At 62.1% G+C, this 10301-nt stretch carries 11 protein-coding genes; 3 read left to right on the forward strand and 8 right to left on the reverse strand.

Annotated elements, in window-relative coordinates; translation table 11 throughout:
* Positions 1 to 325: 325 nt before the first annotated feature.
* Positions 326 to 4090, reverse strand: a complete 3765-nt coding sequence (locus MFF40_RS24140; protein WP_238262545.1) for a phage tail tape measure protein — start codon at positions 4088 to 4090, stop codon at positions 326 to 328.
* Between the two features lie 445 nt (positions 4091 to 4535).
* On the opposite strand from MFF40_RS24140, the gene MFF40_RS24145 reads away from it, so the two are divergent.
* Positions 4536 to 5207 (forward strand): recombinase family protein, encoded by a 672-nt coding sequence (locus tag MFF40_RS24145; RefSeq protein ID WP_238262547.1) that lies wholly within the window; start codon positions 4536 to 4538, stop codon positions 5205 to 5207.
* Between the two features lie 434 nt (positions 5208 to 5641).
* Here the strand turns inward: MFF40_RS24145 and MFF40_RS24150 are convergent, their stop codons facing one another.
* The 6 genes from MFF40_RS24150 to MFF40_RS24175 all read right to left on the reverse strand — a co-directional run bounded on the left by MFF40_RS24150 (position 5642) and on the right by MFF40_RS24175 (position 8465).
* Positions 5642 to 6811 carry a hypothetical protein gene (locus MFF40_RS24150; protein ID WP_238262548.1) on the reverse strand — a complete coding sequence of 390 codons (1170 nt, stop codon included), beginning with the start codon at positions 6809 to 6811 and terminating at the stop codon, positions 5642 to 5644.
* A gap of 2 nt (positions 6812 to 6813) precedes the next feature.
* Entirely contained in the window at positions 6814 to 7290 is a 477-nt protein-coding gene (locus MFF40_RS24155) for a hypothetical protein (protein WP_238262549.1), read from the reverse strand.
* Positions 7287 to 7724 carry a hypothetical protein gene (locus MFF40_RS24160; RefSeq protein ID WP_238262550.1) on the reverse strand — a complete coding sequence of 146 codons (438 nt, stop codon included), beginning with the start codon at positions 7722 to 7724 and terminating at the stop codon, positions 7287 to 7289. The genes MFF40_RS24155 and MFF40_RS24160 overlap by 4 nt, the downstream gene beginning before the upstream one ends.
* A 4-nt stretch (positions 7725 to 7728) precedes the next feature.
* Complete coding sequence (locus tag MFF40_RS24165) at positions 7729 to 7914, reverse strand: hypothetical protein (protein WP_238262551.1); 186 nt, start codon at positions 7912 to 7914, stop codon at positions 7729 to 7731.
* The gene (locus MFF40_RS24170; protein ID WP_238262552.1) at positions 7911 to 8066 is read right to left on the reverse strand and encodes a BrnA antitoxin family protein; all 156 of its coding nucleotides are present in this window, start codon (positions 8064 to 8066) and stop codon (positions 7911 to 7913) included. The genes MFF40_RS24165 and MFF40_RS24170 overlap by 4 nt, the downstream gene beginning before the upstream one ends.
* Positions 8067 to 8291: 225 nt before the next feature.
* Entirely contained in the window at positions 8292 to 8465 is a 174-nt protein-coding gene (locus MFF40_RS24175) for a hypothetical protein (protein ID WP_238262553.1), read from the reverse strand.
* Positions 8466 to 8659: 194 nt separating this feature from the next.
* On the opposite strand from MFF40_RS24175, the gene MFF40_RS24180 reads away from it, so the two are divergent.
* Positions 8660 to 9004 (forward strand): hypothetical protein, encoded by a 345-nt coding sequence (locus tag MFF40_RS24180; protein ID WP_238262554.1) that lies wholly within the window; start codon positions 8660 to 8662, stop codon positions 9002 to 9004.
* A 75-nt stretch (positions 9005 to 9079) separates the two neighbouring features.
* Here the strand turns inward: MFF40_RS24180 and MFF40_RS24185 are convergent, their stop codons facing one another.
* Positions 9080 to 9448 (reverse strand): hypothetical protein, encoded by a 369-nt coding sequence (locus MFF40_RS24185; RefSeq protein WP_238262555.1) that lies wholly within the window; start codon positions 9446 to 9448, stop codon positions 9080 to 9082.
* Between the two features lie 189 nt (positions 9449 to 9637).
* Between MFF40_RS24185 and MFF40_RS24190 the strand changes: the two genes are divergently transcribed.
* Positions 9638 to 10174, forward strand: coding sequence for a hypothetical protein (locus MFF40_RS24190; protein ID WP_238262556.1), 537 nt, complete (start codon positions 9638 to 9640; stop codon positions 10172 to 10174).
* The last annotated feature ends 127 nt before the right edge of the window (positions 10175 to 10301 follow it).

Genomic DNA, 10301 nt, shown 5'->3' on the forward strand with positions numbered 1-10301 from the left:
GCGCCGCCCCCTTCATACTCAGGCCCCGGATTTTTCCGGTTGACCAAATTGATCTGACGGCGTACCCTAACCAAATTCAGGCGAGCTATGCCAGTTCGATTCGATCAATCGAACGACAAGGCGTGTACCATTTTTGTTCCCAACTGTCCAATAGGCTGCGCCTATCGTAATGGGCGTGGTCGATAGCCTTTTCCTATGATGCTCCTGAGCCATGCGCTAGACGCAGGTCTGTGCGGTTATACCCAATCAGCTATGATCTTACCGCAGGCTGTTGCATCCAGAACACAGATCTATGTCCTGGATGCATTCTAGGTATGCGTCCTGATCAGGTCCAGGCCGGATTGAAGTCGTGACCACGGCGGTTCATCGCGTCCTGAACATGACGCTGAACCTCGTTGGCGACCGCCTTCGGGTCCTGGGCGCCGTTGATGTGGTTCGTGACCGTCACGGTATGACCACCGCCACCCTGACCACCGCCGCCACCGCCTGACGCGCCAGCACCTTGACGGATCGGAACGTTGGCGCCGAGACCACCGCTTGTAGGACGGGTCGGGGTCACGTCGAGTTGGCCGAGACCACCCGGCTTACCGGGGGTTGAGTCCCCGGCGCCCGCAGACTGATCGCCGATGGTCGGGGCCTTCGACTTCGTGGCGTCCTGGGCGAGGGCCTTGGTTTTCTTATCCTCGGCGGCGACCCTAGCTACGGGGTCATCCGGGCGCTCTGCCGTGATCGACGCATTGCCCTTGGAGTCGACCTTTAAGAATGCTCGATTCCCGTTGCGCCGGTAGAAGTCCAGGGCGCGCGACCGGAATTCGCCCCACTGCTCGCGGTTAATCGCCAAGCAGCCGGCGCTGAGCATCTTTGCGGATGAGGCCGAGTGAAGTTCGATCCCATCTCGGAAACGCCCGAGCTGAGCGTCCCAGATTCTGTTGCCATTGATCCCGAGCGCCCCGTGCTGGCGACCCCATGGACCGATCGTTCCCGGAGTCAGCGGATACGTCCCGGCAGGAATGCTGCTAGCGCCACGATGGCCGCCGCTCCCGAACTGGTAGGTCCGACCGTCCATCGAAAGGTTGCCGGACATGCGCGGCACGGACCGACCGTCCGTCGTTCCCGGAGTCCCCGCGATAGAACCTCCATCCTGGCCGCCGGCAACCGTACCGGCTCGCCAACCTTCCTTATCCCTCTGAGCGTCGAGGAACTTGGACCGCTGGTCCGGGGTGAGATCCGAGAGCTTGGTATCGACACCGACACCGGCCGCGCGCGCCATCTGCGCCGCATAGCTAGATGGATCGTTGCCGTCGCTGCCCGGTGCGTAACGGGCGATAGCGTCTCGGATCGACAGGTTTTTGTAGCGGTCGGAGTTGAACAGTAGCGATTCCTGAGCCTTCCGCCCCGTGGCGTCGTTGGGGAACACCGCAAAGCCGCCCGCGTCTCTGCCGGTCGCACCCATACGGCGAGCGAATGGGCCATCCTTGAGATTACCAGGGTTTGAGTTCCGCCATGCGCGGGAGCCGCCGACTCTCTGGCCGGAGGAAGCTGTACCTGTCTCGCTGCCACTGCCGCCGATGATCCCATTCCGCCGCATCCCGGTATCGCCGAGCGGACCGCCACCGTTGCTTCCGACCGTTCCAGACATTACCGACGATGACGCTGACCGCGCCGAGTCGTGGATGGAGTCGGTGATCGCGCCACCCGCCGACTTTTTCGCCGCGTCGCCGAGCTGCTTGGCCTTGTCGAGTTGGAGCGCTTCCTGCTGAAGGCGAAGTTGCTCCTTGAGGATTTCCGTCTGGCGCTTCTGCTCGGCCGCCACCTTCTCGGCCGCACTCTGCTCTGCGGGCTTCGCCTTGGTCGGGGGATCGACCCAACCCGTGGTCGGCTGACCGTCTTTCTTTTCGCCGTCGAGCCACCGCCTGACCGGTGCTGGGACGAGTTCTTCGAGCAAGTTGCCGAGCAGGCCCTTATTGGCATCCGGCTTGAGGACGTTGAAGTACTGGGCGATCTCGGCGAGGAAGCCCACGCCGAACATCTTGCCGGCCGTTTTCCAGACCATAGCGGCGGCACCACCAGCGGCAGCGGCAGCACCACCCCCGACGCCTGCGGCAGCCGCAGTGCCGACAGCAGCGAGACCCTGGATCGCAGCAGCGGCCCGCAGTATCCCGACCAACCCACCGAGGACGGCCAGGACTGGTGACAGTGCAGTCAGCGCCACGGACAGGGCGACGATGCGTCCCGTCCAGCGCCCGATGGTTTCGGGATCTCCCCCGGCGAAGGCACCGACGAGACCCCGGAAGGCCCCGAACACCTGCTTGATCCCTTCAGCGAACCCGCGCGCCACGGCCTTGAACGTCTCGACGCTACCGACCGACCCTTCGCCGGGCTTGCCAAACATCCCGTTCAGCATGCCGGGAATGTCTTTGAAGCCCAGCCCTTCCACGAACCCGTCCACGAGTCCCTTGATCCGATCCTTGAGTCCGCCGCCGGCCAGCTTGCGCGACCATGCGAGGAAATAATCGGAGAAGTCCGACAGGATGGGCGCAAAGACTTTCCCCATTTCGTTAAGAATGTTCAGGGCACCGGAGCGGATACGGCCGAGTACGGTCTTGAGCTTCTGCAGGTGGAGCTTCCACACTTCCTCGATGGCGTCACGGCTCTTGGCTTCCTTCTGAAGCTTAACCGCTTCCTTGTACGTGTCGGCGCCCTGGACCATGCGGCCAAACCCGCCCATCCATTCACGTCCTGCGAAGAAGCGGGTCGCCTTTTCTTTCTTCTTGGGGTCCCTAATCTTATTGAACCGCGACATGAACTCCGGGAGGAACGCATCCGGATCGGCGCGCCTCTGCCGCTCCATATCGCCGGCCGAGCCGTAGCCGAGCGCCGATATCAGCGAGCGCGCGTTGCGGCCTTCGTCCCCCTTCTTGCGGACCAAGTTCGGCAGCTCGATCAGCCGGGATGCCATGTAGTCGAACAGGCGCCCGCTCTGCCCGGCTTGGTTGCCGAGCGAGGTTGAAGCCGAACCGAACGCGAGTCCGGCTTCCTGAGACATATTCAGCACTTGGGCGGCACCAGCGCCCCGCTGGAGGAAGCTGATCAACTTCTCCGGTGTCGTGCTCTGACCGGCGGCCAGGACCTGCAGGGTGTTCGCCACCGACTTAAGACGGCCGATATCGAACTTCTCGCCCTTGGACGTGAGCAGGGTGTTGATCGTGCCGAGCGTGTCCGTGACTGTCTCGAACGGGACAGACCAAGCCTCGGATATCTTGGTGTTCAGCTCGGCGAACCCAGCCGCGCCTTCCTTGGGAATGCCGAGCTTGAGCGCGTCGGTGTAGGAGCGCAGTAGCTTAGCCGTGGTCACGCCGAGCTGTTCGGACAGCGGGGCCGCCCAATCGTCCCTGAGCGCTCTGGCGGCATCCTTGCTCAAGGCGCCGTAGATGCGGGCGTCGATCTCGGCCGAGTCGGTGTCCACCTCTGATCGAACGGCCCGGCGGGTGAGCCCGGCAGCGCCAGCACCAGCAGCAGCCGCAGCGACGGCCGGAGTACGGGTCAGAGCCCGGTAGCCATCCCGACCATGGCGGCCAGCGTCACTGAGATGCGAGGAGGCATCCCGGCGAGAGCGGCTTCGATCACGGTCCAGGCGGCGTTCCTCGGCGATCCTGGCGCGGCCCGTGCGCTCGATCTCCCGTTGTGTGGCGCGCTCTTCGGCCTGTCTCTGGCGGTTGATGGCGGTGGTGAACGACAGGGCGTCTCGGAAGCGACGTTCGGCAGCCCGGCGGCCTCGCTCGACAGCCCTTGTGGCTTCGGTCTCAGCCTGCTTCCGATACCGCATCTGCATCTTGAGTACGGACAGCCGGCCTTGCTCGAGTCCGAGTGCATCCCGTAGCGAGCGGTTGTCCGTCGAGGCACCCGGTCCTGATTGACCCTTTCCCCGACCAAGCGATGACATGGCCGAAGCCACGGCCCGAGACTTCGCCACAAGCGCGTCGAGCTGGGCGTTGAGCCGACCGACTGTCTTCTCGATCCCCTCAAGCTCGGGCGTGCCGGTGGTCTTTACGTCAAAGTCTAGGTTAAGTTTGAGCTGATCGTCTGCCATGGGGTTTCTTCTGAGTTGTACGCAGCAAAGCATGCGCGCCGACTGAGGATGCGGTCTGTACTTCTGCGATGATTGGAAGGGATGGTCCGGTAAGTCCGAACGAAAAACTTGATACCCGCTAGACCGATTTGTAAACCGACCTAAAAGTATTTGCGATGACAGTGTTGGGATTTAAATCGGAGCGGATTTTAATATGCAACATATGGGGGTCAACACACCCAACCCCCTAGTCACCACAAAAAAAGAGGGGGTCGTCGATTTATGCTTGACCTATACCGTGGCCTGTGCAGCCCGTAGCCGTGTCGACTCGCAATGGAAATGGTGCAGCTATCGATTGTGCATCGCAATACGTTCGGAGGGTCGAGATACTTGTTGCAGCCGTCTCGCTGGCCTGTTACATATGATTCAACGGACGTAGAGCGTTACGCAACAGCGGGTGGACGACATGGCCGAGGGGAAGTTCATCTCGTACCTGCGGGTCTCCACCAAGCAGCAAGGCGCAAGCGGTCTCGGGCTGGAGGGCCAGCGCAAGGCCGTCGCCGATTACCTCAACGGTGGTCGGTGGTCGGTGATCAGCGAGGTTGTCGAGGTCGAAAGCGGGAAGAATTCCGACCGACCCAAGCTGGCCGAGGCACTGAAGCTGTGCCGTGTCCACGGTGCCACCCTCGTTGTCGCCAAGCTGGACAGGCTGGCGCGTGACGCTCACTTCCTCCTCGGGCTGTCCAAGGCTGGCGTGGAGTTCGTGGCCTGCGACATGCCGAGTGCGAACCGTATGACGGTCGGCATCATGGCTGTCGTCGCCGAGGAAGAGGCCAGGATGATTAGCACCCGCACCAAGGCGGCTCTGGCGGCTGCCAAGGCGCGGGGCGTCAAGCTTGGTGGCGATCGTGGCGCTACCATCAGCGCCGAGACTCAGGCCAAGGGTAATGCGGCCCGGCTGGCGAAGGCCAACGCTCGCGCATCCGACCTGTCGGGGATCGTAGCCGAGATCCGTGCGGCCGGGGCGGTCTCGCTTCGTGAAATCGCCGCTGGCCTGAACGAGCGCGGTATCCCGACAGCGCGCGGTGGTGAGTGGTCGGCTGTCCAAGTCCAGCGGGTGATCGCCCGGCAGGCTTGAACAAGGTCTAGGGCAGGTCCATCTAAGGTGAGAGGGGCACCGACCTAGGCCCCTCTTAGGTGTTCCGAGGTCGGTGCAAGCTCCCTTCCAATGATGGATGGGGGCTATTATTTTGTCCAAACCGTAGTGTGGAAAATAAATAAAGATCCTTTTACGTCGGGAGAGTGCGCTTCGGCTGATTTATCGCCACCCCCTCTACATCCTCGTCGCATGCTCGTCTGCCGTGTATTCCGGCAATCGACGTGTTGGACGTTAGCCCGTGAGGCTGACCGTTCGTACCTGCGATGGTTGGAAGGGTGGTGTTTCGCTCTACCCCTTCCAGTGGCATTTGGGTTGGATCGGCGGCCCCCGGTAGGCTCACGGTGCGTAGTGCAATCCGAAGATCAGCCCGACCATCACCAGCTCTGGCACGTAAGCGAACGCGTTGAGGATGGTCATGGCGCGGGAGCCGCAGGGTTGGCGTTGCCGTGGTCTACCGACTGCGGGAGTACGTCACCGACCACCTGACCCGGTGCCGGAGCGAGCGCGGCGGATGGGTTGCCCTCGTACAGGGTGGCGAAGTTCGACTCGCCCTGGCCCGGCGCCTTCGTGCTCAAGCTCGAAGTCAGACCGGTGTCGTGGGAGAACGAGTGGCGGACGATATCGGTGACGTATGATCCGTCAATGCCGTCGCGCGTACCGGTAACGAGCAGGCGGTTGCCGTCTCGCACCCACGGGTCCCCTTGGGCCAGCGTGAACAGCCCTTCGCCTAACGTGCGATCCATCGCCGCCTGTTGAGCCTGGGCGGCCTTCTCGGCGGCCTCCTTGGTGGGGAACAGGTTGGTGATCGTAAACGGAGTCGATTGCTCCTGACCATCCTCGCCACGGACGATCTTGTCCGACACACTCGATTGCGCTTCGACGCTCTTCTCAGTGTGGGTGGTCGGGTCCTTATAGCGGGCGACGGTTTTGGAGTATTCGCCTCGATTGACGTGCTTTACCCGGCAATTGGCGATGTGCTCAGCCCTTAGGACCACCAAGGGCATCTCCTCGCCCGAAGCTGTCGTCCCTGAGTCACGCTTAGCGAACGTGAGCTGGCCGCCGGAGATTTTCAGTACCCCGCCGTACAGTTTCTCGAACTCCTGAAACACGTGCATCGGGCTGTTGGTGGCATTCATGTACGGGATCTTGAGCCCCGACAGGTCGGAGTCCACAGTGGCGCTCAGGCCAAGTTTGCCGGCGTAGTCTTTGATAATCTCTCCGAGCGTCTTGCCCTCGAAATTACGGGTGGTCTGAGACTTGATCGGACCGACGAAGCCGAGACTATTGCCATGGATCGAGATTTGCTTCGGTGGATACGAGAATACAACCTCGTCAACCTCAAAGGTTCCCATGAATGCCGTGCCGACTTCCTGGTAGCCGAGCAATACTTGGATCGCATCGCCGACGTTTGGCCTGGAGATCAACCAATCCCGGTCATCGACGACGATCGTGCAAGTATCCTGGGCGCCGTCACCAGAGCACAACTCGACATCAATGCTGACGGCCCTGTTCTGGAAGTTGGCGGTGATGTTCTCGCCGCCTTTGCGGACTTCGAAAACTGGAGTGTAAGCGCCAGAGGGCATGACTAGTCGTCCAGTTCCGCAACGCCATCCTCCCCGGCCGCATAAATCTCAGCGGCGGTCGGCTTCCTGCGGGGCTTCTGCAGGATGACGGGCTCAGACTTCGGGGTGATCACAGCGCGCGTGTCGGCAACGGGATCGGCGGCCTGGGCGGCCTGGGCGACGATGGCTCCCTGGAGCGACATGAGCACGTCCTGATCGACGGGCGAGCCGGCCGGCAGCTTGGCGAGGGCACGGATCACGCGTTCGGCGAGATCGAGGGTCACGAGACCATCCCGGCATACGGGGCACTCGCATCGAGCGGCGACCAGGGCGGCTTCCTGCGCAGCAATAGCGGCACGGTCGGCGGCGGCCTTTTCAGCGGCGGCGGCGTCCCGGATTGCGCGGACGGCGGCACGTTCGTCTGCATGATAGTCTGTTCGGTCGGCTTTGGCGCGACGCTCTCGCCAGCCACGCTGCATGCCGGGGGCAAATTGTGTCATCGGATATTGTCCAGGTTGATGCCAGCTTCACGGGCATATTCCCGGGCTAGCTCAGGGTTGTCGCGATACAACTGCATCGCCGCCGTCACGTTCTTGTGCGGACCGGTGAACGGGTTGTGCTTCGGTCTGGTGCGGTTCTCTGTCTTGGCGGTCTCGGAGCCGGAGCGTTCGATTTCATCCACCAGTTCGTTGACGGACATGTACGCGCCATCCGCCCTACCAATACGATAGACCCCCTTGTCATCTACTGCGACCAGAGCGCCATTCTCATTGAAGGCGACCTGCTTCTCGACGAGGGCCGATACGGCATCCGGGCTCTTGAACTTACGTCCGGCGATGGCGCTGGTGATCGCCTGGGCGCGGCGGGTTGCGGCTAGCTCGGCCTTGGCTTCGGCCAGTTCCCGCTTAAGCGCGGCGATGTCGGGATTGGTCACTGTGTTAGTCCTTGGTAGCGGATTGGACGTAAAGTCGGTTGAGGTATTCGAGGATGATCGATCGGGCGAGCTGAGAAGCCGCCAGTCCTTTGACTTTGCTGATCGCCTTCAAATCCTCGTACTGTTCGGCAGGGATCAGAAGCCGAACTTCAACGGGCCGGGCCTGCGGATTGACGCGAATGCGGCTCACCGGATGGAGCCCTTGAGGATATTGTGCGGCTTGGCGATGGTGGCGGCGAGCTGCGAGCGGACGTGCGCGGCCAGCGGAAGGTTGTGAGCCTCGGCCTGGGCGCGCAACGCCTCGATCATCGCGGCGGGGAGCCGGATGTTGATCGGGTGCATGGCGGGTAATACCTGGGTTTAATACGCCGAAAAGCCCGTCATCTTGCGATGGCAGGTGCGGCAGGACGTGAAGATGTCAGCGTAGCCTGCTTATACATCAAATCGGCTTGAATGTCAACCCCTGTGCCTGGATGTACGGATCAGGTCGCTACATCTACAGCAATTCGAGACCCCATAAGGCTGCAAAACAGGGTCTCATCGGCTCAAAATAAATCGAGCCGAAAATCAGGACTTCGGCAACACGTCGGGCACGCCGGGAAGTTCGTAGCGCGTGTCCAGGGTCTGTCCGATCAGTTCAATGAGGTAGCGCACGCGGATCGGATCGGAACCGTCCAGGGCTTCGGCCAACAGGTCTGACAGGTCGTCGGCCTGGTCGGGAAGGTTGTCGTGCAGGTTCATGACCATTAGGTTGAGGTGAGTCGCCAGTCGAGTCAAGATGACAAGGCGGATGTATTGGATTTCGATAAATCGAAACGTTGGATGGGGAATTTTTATTCATCGCGGCACTTGTGGAGATATTCGACTAGACCTACCTGTCTGCTCATACAGGAGGGGTGGTTATGAAGATGCGCGGTAGGCGAGGGGTGGGGGCTGTGGTGATCGAGCCGGGGGAGGCGGCGCGTGTTCTTGAGAGGTACGCGGCCCGGAAGGCTGGCGAGATCCCGACCAGGGACGATCTGGACGCGGCGGCGGCTTCTCTGGGGAACGCGGCCATCCCTCCCCGGCGTGAGGCGGCTATCCTTCGGCGGGAGCAGTCCAAGCCGGCCCCGGTCGATTATGACCAGCGCTCGCTCTATGCGCGGCCCGAGACGTTCGAGCTGATCAGGAAGTTGGCCTTCGAGAAGCGGACCACCATGCAGGCCCTCTACCGGGAGGGGCTGTTCCTCATGCTTCAGCGGCACGGACAGGTGCAAGGCAAGCGCGTGGACGACATGTAGAAGCGCCAGGGAGGCCCGTAGGCGGCTGCGGTGGTCTCGGCGCTGCTTGCTGCCGGGATCGGACTGCCGGCCGTCCTAGGCCGCTACGGCCGCAAATTGCAGGATGGTCTCGCCCAGATGCTTCAGTAGGGTCATGTAGTAGATGGCGGCGGCCAGGACGCTGACCGCCCATACGAGGAAGAACGGGATCGATACCCAACTCGTGGCGAGGACCGGCCGGAGCGAGATCAGGCGTAGCGGCGGGAGGGCGAAGCAACACGTCAGGAGCCAGCCGAACGAGGTCAGGGATTTAGCCAACTCGATTCGGAACGGCAGGCCAGCGCTTCCCCATACCTGCGACAGGAATCCGGCGAGCACCGTCACGGTGGCGCCGATGATGATCAGCAGAGCACGTTCAGAATAGGCGACGGCGTCGCGAAAATAGGCGCTCTCAGCGTCCTGCACACTCGGCGCTTTGGCCGGGGAACGGGGAGCGGATCGCTTTTGGGCCAACGGAATCGGTGCTCGGGTATCAATCGGCCGCGCTGTCTCTGCCTATACCCTATCCGTACGGATCCGGATCGGGAACCTACGGTCAACAGCCAAAGCTGGCCTCCGCTTGTAGCGTCCAGTTTCAGTGTCCAGTTATGGAAAATGGACACGATCTGGCCCTTTGACGAAGTACGCTTCCGCAGGCTGCTGAAACGCGCCACCGCGAAGCCGACCGCAGATCCTGGCGACGCGGAACAGCGCGACCGGGCGATGCGTGCAGCCCGTGCGATGGCGTCTAGATCCGGTATCCAGTTTGAGGACGCGGCGGCTGAACTGGACGCGCGACCGATCCCCGTTCGGACTTACGTTCCCGATGCCGCCAGGATCGCCGCAGAGCCGGCACTGGCGCCCGTTGAGACCGTTGAGCCTGTCCAGTCGCCCACGGAACTGGACGCCCTGCGCGAGCGTGTTGCGCAGCTCGAAGCCCAGATGGAAGCCCTGATCACAGAACGTCCGGTGTCCAGAAACCCGTCCAGATTGGAAAATGGACAGGCGACGGGATCGCGGCAGGCGAAGCATGCGAGGGTGATCGAGATCCTGGCCGATCCTGCGAATCAGGAAATGAGCCTGCGCGCCCTGGCGAAGCTTGCCGGTGTCTCGCCCGAGACCATCAGGAAGGTTCGGGCAGATCGCGGATGACGGGATGGCCGGCGTGCTATTCTCCCGACCATGTCAGAGGAACCGACTGATACGGGGGAGGGGGCGCCGCAACTAGAGCCGTGTCCTTTCAGGTTGGCTCATAGGCATCGTATCCAGCAGCGGTGAG

Source organism: Methylobacterium mesophilicum (assembly GCF_022179445.1).
In the GTDB taxonomy this organism is placed as follows: domain Bacteria; phylum Pseudomonadota; class Alphaproteobacteria; order Rhizobiales; family Beijerinckiaceae; genus Methylobacterium; species Methylobacterium mesophilicum.